This window comes from Desertivirga arenae, from assembly GCF_017355785.1.
In the GTDB taxonomy this organism is placed as follows: Bacteria; Bacteroidota; Bacteroidia; order Sphingobacteriales; family Sphingobacteriaceae; genus Desertivirga; species Desertivirga arenae.
On record NZ_JAFEWE010000001.1, the window covers coordinates 272,533 to 292,885 of the forward strand.

Consider the following 20,353-nt stretch of genomic DNA (forward strand, 5'->3'; position numbering starts at 1 on the left):
AAAATATTATACTAAATAGCTATAAAACTATCTATTGAAAAACTCGTAGGTCCTACCGGCTTCTGTTTCCACATCATACACTTTTCCTTTATCAATAGAAATACCTTTCAAATTCGCCTTCTCTGATAAAAAAGGTTGTTTAACAGCTGACAAAGTATAAAAGGGGTTTGAGTTTTCTCCTTTTGCCGGACGCAACATGGCTACCTTAACAGCTAGATCGTTGTGGACTCTAAGCCTACAATTTCCGCCTAAATTGGATTTTATCCTGAGATAAGTAACCTTTCCATCCTTCCAATCCATATCGATCACAAATCCTCCTCGGGCGATAAGTCCTTTTATGCTCCCTTTTGGCCAAATATCGGGGATCGCCGGTAAAAGATGAATGGCGCCATCATGCGACTGTAGGAGCATTTCTGCGATGCCTGATGTGCAACCAAAATTTCCGTCTATCTGGAAAGGAGGATGTGCATCAAAGAGATTAGGGTAAGTTCCCCCACCCTGCCCTGATTTCTCGATTGACGCTGGATTTAACTGGTCTTCTATTAATTTGTATGCACGATTTCCATCCAGCAACCTTGCCCACAAATTAACTTTCCAACCCATGGACCAACCGGTTGATTTGTCTCCCCGGTAGGTTAAACTATTTTTCGCAGCTTCAAATAAGTCAGGATTGCGAAATGGAGATATTTGAGCGCTTGGAAATAGTCCGTATAGATGGGAAACATGTCTGTGATTGTCTGTCGGTTTATCCCAATCTTGCAACCATTCCTGTAGTTGGCCATACTGCCCGACCTGCATAGGAGGGAGGTGTTTGATAAGAGCAGAAAGTGTATCAGCAAAGAGATTATCTTTCTTCAGGATAGCTGCCGAGCGGATCACGTTAGAAAAGACATCAAACACTAATTGATTATCCATTGTGGCACCGGCAGTTATGCCTACACCTGGCTGATACTTGTTTTCCGGCGACATAGATGGTGATACAACCAACCATTTTTTTGTGGGATCTTCCTGTAATATATCAACATAAAACAGCGCGGCTCCCTTCAATACCGGATAGTATTCTTCTAAGAATTTCTTGTCGCCCGTAAATAAGTAATGTTGCCAGATATGTTGAGTAAGCCATGCCCCACCCATTGGCCACATGCCATAAAAGCCACCATCTACAACTCCGGTTATTCGCCATAGATCTGTATTATGATGCATGTTCCAGCCCCGTGCATGGTACATGCCATAGGCACTTTCCTTACCTGTAATACTTAGATCTTTAAGCATTTTAAACAAAGGTTCGTGCAATTCCGGCAAGGCTGTAACTTCTGCCGGCCAGTAGTTCATCTCAGTGTTTATATTCACAGTATACTTACTATCCCATGGAGGACTTAATTTGTCGTTCCATTTTCCCTGTAGGTTTGCCGGCTGTGTTCCCGGAAGTGAGCTGGATATTAAAAGATAGCGGCCAAACTGAAAGTAAAGTGAAGTCAGGGCGGGATCATTCCCTTTAGCAAATTCTTTAATTCTAATATTGGTTGGTTTATTAACTGCGTCGGTCGAACCGAGATTCAAGCTAACACGGTCAAAGTATTTTTTATAAGCAGAAATATGTTCTGACTTGAGTGTTTCATAGTTCTTCTTTGCGGCTTGATGCAGATAAAGCGCGGCTTTTTCAACCTCATTCCCGCTTATGTCATTATAGCTTCGATAGTTAGTGCCGATCGAAATAAGTAAGGTTGCAGAATTTGCTTTTGAAACGAGTATGCTGGTATCGGAAACTGATATTTTACCTCCTTGCACAAGAGGTTGAATTTGCACGTGATAGCGCACTTTGCCTTTCTTATTATCAACAGATGAGGTTAAACCCGAAAGTAACAGTTTGCCATTTTGAGTTTGCACCTGGTATTCTTTAAAGGGGCTATCCATTCTTAAACCGAACGAAATACTTCCCGATTTATCAGCTGTGAGCCTTACCGCGATAATCCGGCCTGTTAACGAAGCAATAAACTCTCGCTTAAAGTTGACACCTCCCTTTTGATAGCTGACGTTGGCCACTGCCTTGCTGATATCCAAGTCACGACGATATTTCGTGACCGGACCAGCATCGTTAAATTGGATATAAAGGTTGCCTGCTGTTTGATATTGCATTCCATAGTTGAGGTTAGCAGGTGCCGGACGAGGAAAGGTCATGTTGGACAAATTCTGCGCCTCCTTATACTTCCCTTCGAATAGTAATTTCCTTATTTGCTGAATTGGTTTATAAACGTTTTCCGGCACATTGTTTCCCGGCTCTCCGGCCCAGATTGTTTCTTCATTTAACTGAATTTGCTCATTAGTTACATCGCCAAATACCATTGCAGCTAGTGCTCCATTTCCAATTGGAAGAGCTTCGTTCCAATTTTCAGCAGGCTTGTTGTACCATAACGTTAATAATTTCGAGGGCTGAGCAAATACCTGCCCGGCAAGGATTAATAACAAAAACAGGTATCCTATTCTTAAGCTTGTCATTTTTTTATCTATTAAGTGAGTGGGTATGTTCATCGTTTGTTTTGGGATAGGTGGTTAACTAGTAAATAAGCAGTTTGAATTCCCTCGATTGGATATTATCCGGACAATCCCATATAGGCTTTGTTCAGCAATACAAATTGCAATAGGACCCCAAACCATTGAGGGATCTTAACTCGCATCATAAACTGCTAATCCTCCACAGGTTTTGGAACCCCGAAATAGAAATAGAGCGTTCGTTTTATAGGCCCGTTAAATTCATTGAGATCGCTGCCTGGTCCTAATCCTTTGACAGATTCGTAGTTGATTCCCATTTTCGAACCTACGGGTGGAATTCCATCTAGAAAGGAAATATTACCAGTTGGAAGTTGTGGATGAGGTTCTTGTCCATTACTTGCATAAAAATCAAACAGGCGCACGAAAAGATCATTATCAGGGCTTGCGATAGTAAATTTCCCTTCCATTGTACTTAGTTCCATCCATACGACTTCAGAATAGTAGCCTTTGAATTCCGGAAAGATCCAGGGTGAGGTACCAGTCTGGGTATTGTTATACCTTTTTTCAAACACGTTGAATGTTACTCCCTGCAACCGGTTTTTCCAGACACGATATGGCCCTTTTCCCAACCATTTCACTCCAGTAACTAACCCTTCAGGGTAATTGAAACTGATACCAGCAAACGGATATTTGCCGTTTAAGGAGTATTGATAAGACACCTCTACCCATCCTGAAGGCTGCATTTTCCACCTGACAGTCATATCCCCTGTATAAGAAGCTTCTACAATTGTATGGGGACCTTCTTTAATCAGCTTCATGCCTGTAAAAGTGCTATTTCCGCTCACCAGCACCGGGCCGTCATCGAAAGATAATCCAGGATTTTTATCATTCTTGACGTGAATCAGCTTACCCGTCCTTTTACTTAAGTTGATGGATATCCCATTGGCTTTCAAAGAAATCGAACTATCGGTTTCGGTTGCGACAACAATGCCGTCTGCTTTTTCTGCATTTAAAACATCTTCCAATAGTTGTGTATTAGACTTTACCTTCCAAACCCAGCGGTAAACCTCATTTTTATATGGATCGTATGCTCGAATAGCAAGAGCATCACAGCTTTTCCATCCGGCAGGTAAGTTTACTTTTAGAATTCCTTTAGCTACAGGAGCAACATCGGGAGCTGACATAACTCCCTTATTTATTAAAGTATAACCGGCGGAGTCGTATTGCCTTTTATTGAATTTAAGCAACTCCCACTCAAAACTGCATTCTTTCAGATTGATGAAATTAAAACGGTTTTCTACCGGAATTTCACCTTTGAAGTTTTCGGGCAATGCTTTCAGGCTTATTCTTACTGGTGAATAAATCTCGCGGATAGCGTTAAAACTTCCTTCCTTTTCGCGATGAGGACCAACAATTCCATCGGCAGCATTAGTGCCATTAACATCGATCATATTATTGAGATCTGCTCGCATAATGCCTTCATCTGCAAAATCCCAAATGAAACCACCTACTCCTTTTTTTGAATTCCAGTGGAGATCCCACATATCAGCAAGGCCTGCTGCACCCCCGCCGTCATGCATCGCATGAAGAAATTCGGTTGGCATATACAGATTTGTATCGGCAACTATTTTTTCTGCACTGTAATAATCTTCATAGTGATTACAATCGATACCATTGATAGCATTTCCCGGACGGTGGTGGGCATGGATGACTGTTCTGGCAGAAAGATCATATTTGGCAAAGTCATCATCCAGTTCCTTATTATGCCCACCCTCATTACCATTACTCCAGAATAAAATGGACGGGTGATTTGCATCACGAGTTACCATTTCCTTTACTCTCGCTTCTCCAACCTTTGTGTTGTATGCTTTTTGCCAGCCCGCCAGTTCGTCAATAACGTATAAACCAAGAGAATCACAAACTCGCAGAAAATTGGCATCGGGCGGGTAATGCGAGCAACGAACCGCATTCATGTTCATTTCCTTGATCAGCTTTACATCTATCAGATCTGCTTCTGGATACGTCGCACGTCCGGATTCTGGCCAGAACACGTGACGGTTTACTCCTTTTATTTTTATTTTAGTTCCGTTTATGTAGATACCGTCCTGCTTGCGGACTTCAATGGTACGGAAGCCGAATTTTTCCGAAGTTTCATAAACTACCTTCCCATTGTATTTAAGATAGATGTTAACCTTATAAAGGTTTGGAGTTTCTGCTGACCAGAGTGCAGGTTGCTTAACAGTAGTTTTGAGGTTAACAACCGAGTCTTTTCCTGTTGTTTTCACTGAGCCAGTTCCCACAACTCTACCAGCTTTATCAACCATCTCCGCGAAAACTTCTCTGCCTGATCCGGCATTTTTTAGATAGACGTTTAGGTTAAATGATCCGCTAGCCTTCGCGTCAATTGACACCCAGTCTATATGTTCTTTCGGTAGGGCTTCAAGTAACACGGGGCGAAAAATCCCTCCAAAAATCCAGTAATCTGCAAGACGTTCGGCATTGTTAACCGATTTATCTGCCGACATTTTACTAACGGTGGCCTCTAACAAGTTTTTCTGGCCATATTTCAGCTTATCGCTGATGTTATATTTGAAGCGATAGAACGCTCCCTGGTGAATTGGCCCGGCAGATCTTCCATTAATCTTTACTTCGGTATCCGTCATCGAACCTTCGAAGACGATATACACATCTTTACCCTGCCACGATATCGGTACCTCAAACTCGTGCTTATATAGGCCCTTTTCATCTTTAAATCGAAAGTTCTTGCCGTAGGTCACATAGTCGCGTCCGTAATTATAATTACCGAAACCATGTTGTTCCCAATGTGAGGGCACGGGAATAGAACTCCAGACTCCGCTTTTACGTCCTCCTGTAACCCGAAAATCCCAGGTTTTAGAATTCTTTACATCTGTTCCCGAAAGGTATTGAATCTCTTTAGTTGTCCCGGATTGTGCTACTGCTGTTACAGAAGTAAGAACTAAAAGTCCGATAGCATAAATCCATTTCTTAAATTTCATAATTAAGGGTATCTATTTTCTATATTGAATTAGTTGCTATCTGACTGGTACATCAACCATCGAGCATCAATTCTTCGTTTTATAATCTCTAAGTGCATTTCTTCTTGTCCCATATTCTAAAACCAGATGGAATGTTAAGGCTAAAAAATGGCATAGCACTCCCACCTTGCCTGCTTTTAGGCAAAAATCAATTTGCAGCCAGCTGTAATTACTGTTTAGATTTTAAATATTCAGATGGAGCAACATTATATTTTTCTCTGAAGCACGTGCTGAAATAACTGGAACTATTGAATCCGACCATATAGCCAACTTCGGTAACTCCCATTTCACCTGTATCCAAAAGTTGTTTTGCCCTTTTTAGCCGTATGTCTCTTACCAATTCAACGGGCGACATGTTCGTCAAGCTTTTGATTTTTTTAAAGAAGGTTGTTCGTCCCATTCCTATACCTTCCGCAACAGAATCAATTTTAAAGTGGATATCCGACATTTTAGTCTCTACGATCTGTATCACATCTTTCAAGAACTTTTCGTCCCGTGGCGTTATGAATACTTCGCTAGGTTCTAACCTTAAAACTTTCGTTTTCTCCAGAATATTGGTAAGAATTCTTTGACGCTGTGTTATCAAATTTTTTATCAGGTACTCGATATAATCAGTGTGAAATGGCTTTGTGACGTAATAGTCTGCTCCAACGGAAAGCCCGTTTATTTGATCCTCAATCGAGGACTTTGCCGTTAATAGGATAATTGGAATGTGACTTGTCTCTATATCACTTTTCAATTGATTAAGCATTTGAATTCCGTCCATCTCCGGCATCATAACGTCGCTGAGGATAACATCAGGTTGAAATTCAACAGCCTTTTTGCATCCTTGCCTTCCATTTTCTGCTTCAATAACCTGGTAGCTTGAACTAAACTGATCAGCAAGAAGCTTTCTTAACTCTGTATTGTCCTCAACAATCAATACTTTGGGGAGACCATCTGTATTTGCGGGTGGCTCAATAGCTTGAACTTCAGTAGGTTTACTTTCAACTACCTGATTAATAATAGTGCTTTCTGACACGATATCATAGGGGTTATAATGTGAATTCCCTTTAAGCAGTTCTACCGCCACTGTAATTCCTTCTTCTTTATTATTGCTGGCAGATATCCTTCCCTTATGAAGTGTAATTATATCCTTACTTAATGCCAAACCGATACCAGTACCTTTAAATGCCTTATCCTGCCTATTATCCCCTTCATAATAAAGTTTAAAAATATCTTGCAGCTTATCCTCGCTCACTCCTACTCCTTCATCAATAACACTGACAATTACATACTTTTCATTATGGGCGTCTACTTCGACATAAACATGCTTTCCAGGGGGAGTAAATTTGATAGCGTTTGATATGATATTAAAAAACACAATCTCAATCTTTTCTTCATCACCCCACACGATACATTCGTTGGACGAGCAAACTACTTTTAATTGGATATTCTTTTCAGAGCAAATATCATTGAAATACGAGGCTATCTGGTTGAGAAAGCTTATAAGCTCAATGCTTTGCACACTCAACTTAAATTGTTGACTTTGAATCTTTCTTAAGTCGAGAAGCTGGTTAATGAAGCGAAGCATTCTTTTAGTATTTTTATCTGCTATCTCTAAATACTCGCGACCTTTTGAACTTAGGTTTTCGGTTTCACCTATTCTATTTAACGGATTTACGATGAGTGTAAGAGGTGTTCTGAGTTCGTGAGAAACATTTGTAAAAAGCTGTAATTTCAGCTCTGTCATTTTCTTTTCTACAACTACCTTATTCTTTAATCTGATAAGCGTTAAACCAACCCTTCTGATTATCTCAATGATTACGAGCGCTATTAAACAATAGCCTAGTACAGCCCAATTACTAAACCACCAAGGTTTTAATATATGGATTGGTATTTCCTTTTCGGGAAGATTACTGAAGTAGTAATTGTCGGTGGCTTTTACCTTAAACGTATATTTCCCTGGAGGTATTTGCGTATAGGCAGCTTTCCGCTGATTTTTTACGTGATGCCAGGTCTTATCGTAGCCTTCGAGGATGTACGAGTACGAGATATTTTTTGACAACCTATAGTCTAAAACAGCATATTCAAAGGTTATGAAGTTCTGGTCGAATTTAAGCACAAGTTCCTTTGCATAATTGATAGCATATTTTATACCCGGATTTGAATTTCTTGTATTGACGTCTGTGTTATATAATTGAAAGTTGGTAAGCGCTAGTAACGATTTATATTTCTGATTAACCAGCTTTTCCGGGCGAAAAGAAATATATCCGTTGAGACAACCGAAATATATTTCACCTGTATTAGATTTGAAAGCGGCTGCCTCTGAGAAACGAGTTTTGGGCAGGCCGTCATAATTGTCATAATTTCTAAATTTCTCCCTCTTCTTATCTAACCTGGACAACCCATTTTCCGTCGCGATCCATAATGCGCCCGAATTATCTTCAACTATACTAAGAATTATGTCGTTAGGTAGCCCCCGTTCCCTAGTGTATGTGTGAAACTTTAAAGGTTGCTTTGGATTTGAAGGAGAGGAAATCAATTTACTTACGCCTCCTCCAAAAGTGCCTATCCAGATATTCCTATCACGGGCCTGATAGATATACAACGCATCATTACTACCAAGGCTAGATCTGTCACCAGGTATTTTTGTAGTTTCTATGAATGAAACGTTGTCCAGATTTTGGTTTGGATCAAAACGCAATAAGCCATCTGTCGTAGCTAACCAGATCCTTTTATCTGGCCCTTGAATAATATGCCTGATAACATTAAAAGTTTTATGCGGATATTTTCTGAACGTGTTATTACTGTTTCTGAACTTATATCTTCCGTTTTCAAAAACCAGTAGATTTAAACCTTTGCCAAATGTTCCAACCCATACCCTTCCCTTATCATCAACCAATATTGAATATATCTGGTCTCCACTTATACTGTAGGGATTATTCAAGTCACGGATGAACCGAGTCGACTTGTATTGGGTTCCTTCCTGATTTAGCGGGTCTAACTTTAACAGGCCCTGGCCTTTAGTGCCCATCCAAATGGTTCTGTCTTTCCCTTCTGTAATACAATATATCCTTCCTAAGTCTTGAGAAGAAGAACTTAAGAGTCCTTTAATTTCCTTACCATTTTTATATACCCGTAGTTTTCCGGTTTTCGAGGTAATCCACATTTTACCATCCTGATCCTGGAACATTGCCCGTACTTCATTATCAGACTTTAGATTTGGATCCTCGGTCAGCAGATGATGCCTAAAATTATTTGAAGGGAAAACGACTTTATTTAGCCCACCATTCCTGGAGCTAAACCATAAAACCCCTTTACTATCTGAAAGGGCAGACACAACACTATTAGAAAAAACCTTGTCTGATGCCTCGGGCTCATTATAGAAAAAATCAACTCTATCTTTTTCACGATTGAAATACCCGATATCTGCGTTTTTTAATCTTATCCATACCACATGGTTTACATCCTCGAAAATATTGTAGCCCTTGTCTCCGTAAGGATTGAGACCCTCCGAAGTAAAGTATTTAAGCTTTCCATCAGTTGGGGAATATTTATAAACACCAGCTTTGTCCGTCTCTATCCACAAGTTACCGTTTGAGTCTTCGAAAATGGATTGAAACTGCCTTCGGCTTCCATCACCTAAACGGCGAAATTCTCCGTCTCGTTCAAATGAAAACAGGCCGGCAGATTTGGTTGTGATGTAGTTTTTTCCTGACTTTGATGCACGCACATCAGATATATCAGTTGCTTGTATTTTGTAGTTTGAAAATGATTTCCCTTTGTCCTGATACTTGATTAAGACACCGCTGGTACTACCGAAATAAATTTCTCCTGAACTATTTTCGGAAACTGAAGTAACGCTTAAATTGCTTGCGTAAACACGCTTTGGAGAAGGTAAGTAGGAAGAATATTTGCTTCCGCTTTTTACCAGGCAAACAAGACCTTTTCTCGTTCCAAACCAAAACTTATGTCCCTTATCTTCATAAACGAAATTCACCGCCCTGCCGGCAAACAAATATTTTGGTGAACTAAAATTTACAACCCGTAAGCTATTATTAGTGCCGGGTGAAACGCAAAGAACTTCCCTATTTTCAGTAAGAAGCCAGGTATCACCATTCGCAAGGGGAATTATCTTTTTGAAATATAAAGGCTCTAAATCTTCTCCTGAAACTGACTTTGTAAGGGCCGTGAATTCCTCTGTTTTTTTATCAAAGCGATATACTTTACGGTCATAAGTCATCACCCATAGGTATCCAAGCTGGTCTTCTACAATCTCCCTTACTTTATTATTTCTGAGGCCCGACTTATCACCTGGCCTTGACTTGTATGTCGTAAAAGTGTGACCGTCAAACCGATTTATGCCGTCCCATGTGCCTAACCATATAAAGCCTTCTCTATCCTGTTTAATACACAATACTCCATCGTGAGACAAGCCGTCTTCGGTAGAATAGTGCGTAAACTTTGGCTCCGGAAGTGTCGCTAAAACTGCAAACTGGTTACCAAAAAGAAATATCAGTAGAAAACAAAGCTCTTTCAAATAATTAATCCTCCCCCTATCACTTTACAAATGATTATAGTAAATATAGACTCCTTTTTGATGACTTAGAGCAACGATATTCAATCGTTACAATTGAGATTAAACTTATGGGATGTACGGTTGCGGTACATCCCAATTATTAAATTTTCCTTTTATTATTCTATTTTCTATTGCTTGATAAATTTAAGGGTCTCTGCTCCCGAAGCTTTTACTATTTTGATAAAGTAAACGCCTGAAGCAAGATTACTTCCCGTAGATACTTGTTCCTTAGCCTGCCCTCTTTCCAACTCTTTACCTAACTGATCGTAAACATAGTAGCTAAATTTGTCTGCTGACTTGATCGTGAATTTATCTATAGATGGATTGGGATAAATTATTGAACTACTATTATTGGGTTCTATAAGTGATAGCTCGTGACCTTTTGCAGCCATAACAGTAGCTCCGGCGCAACTTAAAACACTTGGGTTATTTCCTGTTACCTTAAGATAATCAATATTAGAAAGGCCACTTGCAGTAGTACTTTCGAATCTTAGCGTGTTTTGCCCAGCTGCTAACAGACGAGTAACCGACACTTCTTTCCATGTTGTCCAGCTACCAGTGCTCGGGAAATTTATATTTTCAAGGACTTCAGATCCATTAACCAGCAGTCTTGCTACTCTGTTATCCCCTGTTCCATTTGCTTGGCGCCATGCTAACGTGTAGAGCCCTGCTGCCGGAACATTAATTCGCCATACTATCCCTGCATTTGCGGCATTATTTGTATTTGCAAAACCGCTGCCGGTAAATCCTGAATGATCCGAATCAATTGTTCCCTGGACACTACAAAAGCCCGTTGAATTTTCCTGAATAGTAATGCTTGTGCCTGTTGCCGAATCTCCACCAGTCAATGAATTAAGGTATTCCTCAAGATTTGTATAGCCATCAGCATCAAGGTCTCCATTATTATCTGCAACATTTATGTTCGTACCATTCGCAGATTCCCATGAATCCGGCATTCCATCATTATCAGCATCGTATGGAGCAGACCCACTATTTAAAGTACCAACCCCATTCATCGGAGCGTTATTCTCATCACTAATAGTTTGACCGATTGTTCCATACGATTGAAGCTCTGTAATTAGTCTTGCATCTGTTTTATCTCTTTTCTTATTATACCCTGCATTTGCAATAACATAATTTAAGGCAGCTTGAGGCGTTAGCTCCGTAACGGCGGGATAATCAAAAGGAGTAGTTTTCCAGGTTACAGTTCCGTAGCCCGATTGAGGTATAACGCTACCATTTAATACCCCGTCTTTATTAGAATCCTGGTAGTTATTTGCAGCATAAATACTGAAATTGGTATTTCCACGACTAAACGCAGAAGTAGAAGTCTCGGGGCCGTTGATAAAATAATTGTTGGTAACGTTAGCTGCTGAAGCGCCGTCTGAATCGCCCAATATATAGGCTGAAGCCACCCAGTTATAAATAACGTTATTTACAAATTGATTTATACCCTTCACTTTAGGGTTCCTGGAGTTATTATCGATATACAAACTTCTTAGAATGCTAATACCACCATCCGTCTGCAACAAGCCTCCGGTGGAATGTCCTTGAAGCCCCTGCGCAATGATGCAATTTTGAAATGTCATATCGCCAACCTCGTCTCCGGTAGCAGCACTAACATCTAATGTTCCATCTCTTCCCCAGGATACTGACACATGGTCGAAAATCATGTTTTTACCGTTCGCGATAGCTATTGCATCTTTACCATCATCTCCATTAATACCCATGCGGATACGAATATACCTTACGACACTATTGTCAGCATTTGTAAAAGAAAGACCATTGCCGTAAATCATAATACCATCACCGGGAGCTGTCTGACCAGCTATGGTTATGTTTTTCTGAACGCTAATACGTGTACTGATTCTTATTATACCTCCTACTGTAAAAACGACGGTCCGATTAGGCTGACTTACAGCATCGCGAAATGAGCCAGGGCCAGAGTCATTCAAGTTAGTAACCTTATACACTGTACCACCTCTGCCACCTGTGGCAAATCGGCCAAAACCTTCAGCCGATGGAAAGGCTAACTGCTGGCCAAGTACTGGTGGACCTAATAGCATTGCACTTGCAATGGCCAAACGACGAATTTGTATTCCTAAACTCTTACATGTATTTACAAATTGATCAATGCTGGTTTTCCTCATATTCTAGATCTATAATTGGTGTTACAAACCTATTGGTTAGTGGTCGGCAGCACTTATAAAAATTGACAAAAAACTTTAAATATTCGTCACACTGCCTATTTGAGGGGGATTTTTCGTGCAATAACACAGCAAAATGAATGTCAGAGGAAAGCAGAGAATAATGAGCTAAATGAAATAATACTCTCTTAATTAACAATTGTCTCTAAGGCATCTTCTTAAATCCTTCTGACTTCACCTTCCATTTACCGTTTTTAGGGAAGCCTGGATTTGGCCCCAACGTACCATCCCAACCACCAGCGAGCATAGCAACAGTAGTTAAAACACCTCCGTTGCCTGGCAGATAAATTCTTAAGCGGCCGTCCTGATAATTGTGTCCGTTCTTTAAATAGGTATTCGTTTTAATATTCATGAACAGGGCGTCAATGGCCTTTTCAGAGTTGCCAAGTCGTGCAGCGGTCATGGCAGCCATCGGAAAATCCCATCCCCAGGTATCATCCCATTGCCAAACCTTCCAAACAGTATCAAAGGTTCGCTGCATAATAGCATTGCTTAATTTAGGAGATGCTGGCACCATGCCTAAGGCACCTAAAACAGACGGATGATCGCGTAACCATTCCTTGTTGGTGAACGAATCCAGATTGTTCTCTGTTGACAGGTACACTCCCTTAGATACGGGCAGTGGTGCAAGGCTTTTGATCACTTTGTCCCACTCTGCGTTACGAGGCATTCCCAAGCGCTCCCGCCATTTTTGGGCAACACGAAGAGCCCAATCCCAATAGGCCAGCTCGTAAGTTGGGTTATAAGTATCCGATGCTTTGAAAACTTCCTGAGCGGGAATCAAGCCTTTGCCTAAGTTATAGCGATGTTTGATGCTATCATAAGCAGGGAAAGAAGCCATAAATTCCGCAGTTTGAAAAACAATGTGTTTGTATTTCTCAAGCACATCTTTATTAAGACTATCACGATAAAGCAGTTCAGCCATGTAAATAGGATGAGGTTGCTGCCACAAGATAAATGCACCAACAGACGATGGGCTTTCCAGACCTTCGTGATCGGTCATCTTTTGCCAGCGTGCACCTTTAAAGCCTTGTCTGGCTGCAATTTGCTTTGCTCCATCTTCAACTTTAAAATACCAGTCGAGACTCTTTTGCAGATATTCCGATCTTCCCCATAAAGCAAAGTGAACGGCATGCCACCAATACATTTCCAAATGAGGCTTTCCGAACCAACTGTTAAAAGTTAAACCAGTTTCTTGCGGGGGAAATGAGCCTGCACATTGAATCTTCGTTAAATACTGGGAAGTTACCACTCTCCTTTCCAGCTCTTTAGCACGCGGATCCGTGCTTCCAGCGAAGTCTATTGCTGCTCCACTCATCCAGAAGGATTTAAGAAGGTTACTACTATTATTTCTGCTTTCAGCGAAGTCGGGCAAATCTGCATTTCCGGGAAGCTGTTGCGAAAACAAGCAGTTCAGCTCAAATGAATCACTTCCCTTATCGGGACTTATTTGAAAATAGTGAAGAGTAGAGGTCTGAGCAAGAGATGCTTTCCCATTCCATTTCAACTTATTAAAATAAGTGATTCCTTCCAGTTGATGTGTTAAGACTGCACCGGTTTCACTTTGGGTACCTACCGATGAAAAATGTTTTTCGTTGCTTTTGTAGTTTACGCCCTCATCCAGGAACTCCATAGTTGGATAAGGATAGCGTACTCTAATTTTCAACCGCCCCTCCTGCAATAATAGCGTTTTAACTTTAACTGCTACAAGATCCAGCTCCTGATGACCAACAGTAACAACATCCACTGGTATATCCTCCACGGTAAAATGACTGGTAATCTCGCCGGTCCACATATTTAATGTCTGGTGGATGTTTTTTACATCAGAGGGAGTAATCAAAGTGCCGTCTTTTTTATAGATGTCGAAGCCGAGATTACCTAGCTGGATGCGATGTACACTTTTTCGAAACCAATCGGCGGCCTTTCGCTTGCGTAAGGGCTCGGAGGCCTGCATGCTATAGCTCCCTCTCTTTCCATTGAACGTAAACTCTTTGAACGTTTCTTCAAATTTATACCCAATGGTATCTTTCAGTCGGTTCCATCCCCATTCAGATTGCGTACCTAAACTAACTCCTTTTGCGTAACGTTCAGGAAAGGTTTGCAACCCTGTAGCATCTACTGTAAACGCAAATTTTCCATTTCCTACCGATAACGATTCCAGGGAATCTATCCTTGTATTTAGAATTGTATGCCTTTGAATAACCTCTTGCCGGTTTATAGGTTGTGCATTTGTTTGTGCTAAAACTGCTATCACGTACAGGGCACTACTGATAATCAATTTACCTAGGTTCATATAAACACTTATTATTTTAGTTGGAATTAGCTTTTATTACCAGGTTGACAACTATTGTTACTGGTTCTCTATATCGATTTGTGAGAGACATTCGTATGTTAAAAGAAGGCTGATTTTGAAGGTACTCGTCGCATTCTCCGGATAAGGCTTTCAATAATAACATGCTTGGGCCTAAATGCACCGAAGCTGTTAATTAAGATCTTGCAAAGATTGAGGAACTAAGTAGAATATAAGCAGCCAGAACGAATGAATCGCCCGGCTGCACTTTTAAGAGAAAAGTTTTCAATTTTTTTGGGTATAGTTTTTAATAACCCGGAAGTTCCTGACCTGTTAATCCTGGATTTTCATTTATCTTACTGATACCTAAAGGGTGTAATTCGGACTGATTTTTACGTAGTCCACTGAACACACCAGTTACCCAAGCAGAAAGCTGCCCGTTGCTTGTGTCGAAAAAGTTGAACCTGGTAGCACCGGTATTTACAACATCTCCATCTAAATTAACTAACTTATAACCTTCTGTTGTTAATCTCGTTCTTTCGGTTGAACTAGGCTGGGTCATGTAGGTATAATTTGGCACAATTTCTATAATTGGGTCTTCAAAGTTTACTGTACCTACCTTATAGGCTGCGTACCGAGGAACATTGGCATATTTAGAACCAGCTTCTCTTCTCGCAAGCTGTTGTAACTTCACCTGGGTCTCTGTAAGCTTTTCATAAAAAATACCCCATCGAACTAAGTCAGTCTTTCTCCATCCTTCAAATGCAAGCTCCAATTTCCGCTCTTCTATAACAGCATTCTTAAATGCCTGGTAGCTGGTTGGAATAACGCCAATTTTAGTTTCATCGCCATTAAATGCTCGCTTTCTTACCTCTTTAAATGCATTGAAGGCTGCAGTTGTCGGGCCATTATTTAGTTCATTCTGAGCCTCTGCATACATAAGCAACACATCGGAATAACGTAAAAATATCCAGTTGATATTACGTTTGTTATCCGCTACTCCTTTGTCTGCTTTCCAGACAACCCGAAACTTACCAATTCCCATCATAGAGTAAGGATTTAGCCAGCGTTCGTTCGTGCTGGTTAATCCGAAGTTGGCAATGGTAACACCTCGTCTTGTATCTTGTGCATCGTAGTCAAACCAAAGTGTTGGCATTGCGCCTTGCAACGGGAATGATCTTCCAAAATTTACGTTCCCTCTTAAAATAGCTATCCCGTTTGTGTAGCCGATAGCACTGCTATTGAAGTCATTACCAAATTGGCCATGCTCAAGCATAGACTCTGCATTGTATCTACCGTTTACGAGATCTCTAAAGACTGTCTCGAACTTTGGAAGAAGACGGTTTTCGCCCCTTTTGATAACCTCCTGACAAGCATCCGAGGCTATTTTATAAAGCTCCTGTATACGAGCCTGATCAGGTCTTTGCGCTAACTGTAATGATGAAGGGGAATAAGTATTTAAATCCCACCGTAAGGAATACCCTGCAGCATATAAAGCGGTTCTTGCTAAAATACCGTAGGCTGCATTTTTTGAGAAGCGTTCAGGAGTCGGAATCAGCCCCTCACTTTGCCATGGCAATAACTCTACAGCTTTTTGTAAATCCTGAATAGATCTATCGTAGATCGAATCTCTTGAAACCCTTCCTGAGGAATAGGATTTTGCATCCTCTGTAGGGATATTAGTATAAGGAACATCCCCAAAATGACGAACAAGATTAAGGTAAGACATGGCTCTGATGGCATAGCACTCTCCTAGTAGCATATTTTTCTTTTTTTCCTCTGAGGCATCCTTCGGAGTATAAGGAGGTAGCTTTTTCAGTACTAGGTTCGCCATCTCAATTGCCCTATATGCCGTAGTATATAGCCCACTGGGACTTTCCGAAGGCGTATAGTTATAGGTTGCCAGCCTTGTCTTGCTATTGTTGTTTTCAGTAGTTATTACCTCATCTGAATTAGCGGTTAAATTGTAATATAATTCCTGGTGGAAAGTACTGGGATATATACCTAAAACAGCCATATCCACGGCATTTAAGTTTTTGAAGACAGTTTCGTCATCCATTTTAGTTGGTGAAGGAATAGAAAGCCAATCCTTCTTGCAGGATGAAATAGCGATGATGGACAATACAAAAAGTCCTTTATATAATAGATTTTTCATCTTTTGCTCTTTTTATACTTTTAAAATGACAAGTTCAGACCGAATACGAAGCTCTTGGAGCGTGGGTAAGCAGAGTTGTCGACACCTTGCTCGAACCCTTTGCTTGAGTTTGATACTTCCGGATCGTATCCCGAATAGTTGGTAAAGACATAGGGATTATTAAGGGTAAAATACATCCTTGTAGTTTTTACCCCTACTCTCTTTAACACCATTGAAGGAAGGGAATAGCCAAGGGTAACGGTATTAATGCGAAGGAATGAGCCATCTTCAAGATAGTAATCCGAAGTTTCGGTTAAGGCGTTCTGATTTCTTGATTGCAAACTCCAAACCGCATCTTTTGCGTATTGATTAGGATTTAAGGCTGCAAGACGTTGCAAATCCGTAGTCTCTCTACCGGTTGCTGGATCTATCAAAACAAAACGGTTTGCCATTGGATAGAAAGAACTTGTAAAAGCCATATTTGGCCCCATAAAGCTTTGTTTGTTGGCATTCATAACCCGGTTTCCATAACTGAAATTCACGAATACACTTAAATCAAATCCTTTATAGGAAAAGGAATTAACCATACCTCCCGTAAATTTTGGTAATGCGCTACCGATAACAGTGCGGTCGTTGGCAGTCCAGACAGGGTTACCATTTGCATCAACTTCTCCTGCAGTAGGCACGTACTTCAAATCTCCAGGTTTTATTGTACCTCCCGGCGCTTTCGCTCTTGCAACCCCGTCTTTCAAAGTATAAGATCCATTTGCATTTTGCACAAAGTCGTCCGTTGTGTAAACGCCATCATATTTATACCCAAAAAACTGGCCCAATGGACTTCCTTCCTCTACAAGAAAAGTACCCGGAGGCATTCTCTTAGTATCCGTGCCGTATAGCTTCAACACTTTGGACCGGTTAAACGACATATTATAATCTGTTGTCCAGGTGAAAGCTTTATGAACGATATTTCTTGTATTAAGAACGAACTCAAAACCTTGGTTGCGAATAGATGCAATATTCTGATACTGGGTAGAATACCCTGTACTTTTTGGAATAGCAACTTCTAGTAATAAGTTATCAGATACATTTCTATAGCGTTCTGCGGTTAGGCTTACTCTGCCTTGAAGTATAGAAATGTCCAGTCCAAGGTTTGCAGATTTCGTTTTTTCCCAAACTAACTCCCGATTGCCTAGTCTGCTACCTGGCGCCAGAACTACCGGATTTGTGTTATTAATCGCATAAACACTCGCTCCGTAAGCAGTAGTATACATATAGTCATCGATATCACAATTCCCAGTTACCCCATAACCAACCCTAAGTTTCAGCTGATCAAAAAAGGTATTGTTTTTCATGAAGCTTTCTTCGGTGATACGCCATGCTGCTGAAGCAGAAGGCAAAAGCCCCCATTGCTTTCCTTTAGCAAATTTAGACACTCCATCACCCCTTAGAGAAGCCGTTAGCAAGTACTTTTCATTATAATTATATAGTGCACGGCCAAACACTGAGGTAATCCGGTAATTCGATAAACCTGATGACTTGTCATACACCAGCGTTCCGTCGAGATTATTTAAACCGAAATTTACCTGATTGAAATTATCATAACTATTGTTCAAGTACATGGATTGAGAGTTGTAGGCCTCTTGTCCAAGAAGTGCATTTATGTTATGCTTTCCAAAAGTCTGTTTCCAATTAAGGGTATTGGTGATCTGCCAGGAATATTTTTCGCTATTATTTCTGGATCCAAAAGGACGGCCTCCGTGATTCGCTATTGCTCCCTGAGTCGTTTCATCTTCCCAAGATTCCGATCTTTCTTGCTGCCAAAAATAGCTTCCTGCTGTTCGGAAAGTCAGGTTTTTTAAGATATTAATATCTACTCCCACATTTCCCATATATTGTCTGGTGAGTTGTTTAGAAGAAGTAGCATTGTTTAAAAGTATTGGATTATAAACGTTATAGGTTCCTACATCAGTCAGTATGCTATTATAGAAATCATCCGTATTGATCATTTGATCATTGGTAAAGCGTGTTCCTCCCGTAACAGGCGCCATAAGCGTCATCCTTAAACGGCCACCTAAAGATCCACCTCCCTCTAACTTTGTATTGTTGTAATTTGAGTTGAAGTCTACACGAATACGATCATTTACAGTATGGTTTATTTTTGCCCTTACGTTATTCTTACCATAACCGTGCTTATCAAGAATGCCCTGCTGCCCAACATTGTTATAGCTTAAAATAAAGCCTGTCTTGTTGGTTCCTCCCGAAACACTTACATTATGATTCTGAAGCAGCGACGAACCTCCAAAAACAATATCCTGCCAGTCTATCCCCTGAGTTTGAGAATAGGTGTCATGGATGTATTGAGACGCTCCGGTATAGAATGCAGGGTCTTGTGAATTACCTCCACCGAAATTCTTGGTAAATTGATCCATTGGAGTTCCACGCAACATCAGGAATTCGTATTGGTGCCTTACGTATTCTTCGGGACTCATAACGTCTATCTTTTCGCTAAGTCGTTCAAAACTTGCATAACCGTTGTAAGAAACCTGACTTTTACCCGTTTTAGCAGATTTAGTAGTTATAATTACTACTCCGTTTGAGCCACGTGCACCATATATAGCTGTAGCTGATGCATCCTTCATTACATCTATAGACTCGATATCGTTAATGTCGATATTCTTCAGGGCATTATCCATCTGAAAACCATCAACAATATATAATGGCGTAGTACTTTGAGTGATTGAGGTACCACCACGTATTGTTATATTGACAGGAGCTCCTGGTGCGCCGCTTTGAGTTACCACGTTAACACCTGCCAGTTTACCGGTGATTGCCTGAGCAGCACTGGTTACCGGGATATTTGCAATTTCCGACCCTTTTATAGAGACTGTCGAACCGGTCAGGTCTTTCTTTCTGGCTACACCATAGCCAATAACAACAACCTCATCCAAGGTCTTGGTATTTTCTTTTAAGATGATATTCAGTGAGGTTTGTTCACCCACATTGACCCTTTGGGTATTGAAACCCAGATAACTAACTTCTAACACAGCGCTAGGCTTGACATATAAGGAAAACTTTCCATTTACATCTGTTGTCGCACCTGATTGTTCGCCAACTACTTTAACCGTAGCACCGATAATTGGCTCGCCGTTGGCGGCAGCTACCGTTCCTGAAACCTGCTTTTGATTTTGCGCTACCGTTGTTTGCCAGCACAAACAGAATAGCATTAAAAGCGAGGACATTTTTAATAAGACCTGTTTCAATCTCTCGTTCATAATAATTAGTTTGTTAATAAAAAATACTTTAATGGTCTATAGACAATTGCGATAATTAGGTGGTAAAGAATATCCACGACTCTCCCTTACGGGATAGAGTCATGGATTTCTCGCCCTACATCAACCTGGCTCAGCCAGTAATTAAAATGATTTTTCTAAATGTTAGTTAGAGAACTGCGCAAGAGAAAATAACTGCGCTTTTCATGCCCCAAACGTACGCTGTTGCGAGATTTTTGGCTTTAAAAATTTGACGAAAGATTTTCAATATTTGACAGAAATCCTTTTGAAAAGCATTTATAACATAATTTAAAGGTAGTCCCTGCACAAAAGAGTTTTCTTTTTA

General features: G+C 40.6%; 7 protein-coding genes. All 7 read right to left on the reverse strand.

The window, feature by feature from the left end; translation table 11 throughout:
• Window positions 1–27 precede the first annotated feature (27 nt).
• The 7 genes from J4N24_RS01020 to J4N24_RS01050 all read right to left on the reverse strand — a co-directional run bounded on the left by J4N24_RS01020 (window position 28) and on the right by J4N24_RS01050 (window position 20,010).
• Window positions 28–2,496: a glycoside hydrolase family 95 protein gene (locus J4N24_RS01020; RefSeq protein ID WP_207531782.1), complete on the reverse strand. Its 2,469-nt coding sequence runs from the start codon at window positions 2,494–2,496 to the stop codon at window positions 28–30.
• 188 nt (window positions 2,497–2,684) lie between these two features.
• Window positions 2,685–5,507 carry a glycoside hydrolase family 2 protein gene (locus J4N24_RS01025; RefSeq protein WP_207531783.1) on the reverse strand — a complete coding sequence of 941 codons (2,823 nt, stop codon included), beginning with the start codon at window positions 5,505–5,507 and terminating at the stop codon, window positions 2,685–2,687.
• A gap of 208 nt (window positions 5,508–5,715) precedes the next feature.
• Entirely contained in the window at window positions 5,716–10,068 is a 4,353-nt protein-coding gene (locus tag J4N24_RS01030; protein ID WP_207531784.1) for a hybrid sensor histidine kinase/response regulator transcription factor, read from the reverse strand.
• Window positions 10,069–10,235: 167 nt separating this feature from the next.
• A complete protein-coding gene (locus J4N24_RS01035; RefSeq protein ID WP_207531785.1) occupies window positions 10,236–12,257 on the reverse strand; it encodes a T9SS type A sorting domain-containing protein in 2,022 nt (673 codons plus the stop codon).
• Window positions 12,258–12,459: 202 nt separating this feature from the next.
• Window positions 12,460–14,607: a hypothetical protein gene (locus tag J4N24_RS01040; RefSeq protein WP_207531786.1), complete on the reverse strand. Its 2,148-nt coding sequence runs from the start codon at window positions 14,605–14,607 to the stop codon at window positions 12,460–12,462.
• A gap of 304 nt (window positions 14,608–14,911) precedes the next feature.
• Entirely contained in the window at window positions 14,912–16,759 is a 1,848-nt protein-coding gene (locus J4N24_RS01045) for a RagB/SusD family nutrient uptake outer membrane protein (protein ID WP_207531787.1), read from the reverse strand.
• A 20-nt stretch (window positions 16,760–16,779) separates the two neighbouring features.
• Complete coding sequence (locus J4N24_RS01050) at window positions 16,780–20,010, reverse strand: SusC/RagA family TonB-linked outer membrane protein (protein WP_207531788.1); 3,231 nt, start codon at window positions 20,008–20,010, stop codon at window positions 16,780–16,782.
• Window positions 20,011–20,353 lie beyond the last annotated feature (343 nt).

Excerpts from the sequence above, each read along its gene's own strand:
- J4N24_RS01035 (WP_207531785.1), bottom strand. The coding sequence starts at position 12,257 with ATGAGGAAAACCAGCATTGATCAATTTGTAAATACATGTAAGAGTTTA.
- J4N24_RS01045 (WP_207531787.1), bottom strand. The coding sequence starts at position 16,759 with ATGAAAAATCTATTATATAAAGGACTTTTTGTATTGTCCATCATCGCT.
- J4N24_RS01025 (WP_207531783.1), bottom strand. The coding sequence starts at position 5,507 with ATGAAATTTAAGAAATGGATTTATGCTATCGGACTTTTAGTTCTTACT.
- J4N24_RS01020 (WP_207531782.1), bottom strand. The coding sequence starts at position 2,496 with ATGACAAGCTTAAGAATAGGATACCTGTTTTTGTTATTAATCCTTGCC.
- J4N24_RS01050 (WP_207531788.1), bottom strand. The coding sequence starts at position 20,010 with ATGAACGAGAGATTGAAACAGGTCTTATTAAAAATGTCCTCGCTTTTA.
- J4N24_RS01040 (WP_207531786.1), bottom strand. The coding sequence starts at position 14,607 with ATGAACCTAGGTAAATTGATTATCAGTAGTGCCCTGTACGTGATAGCA.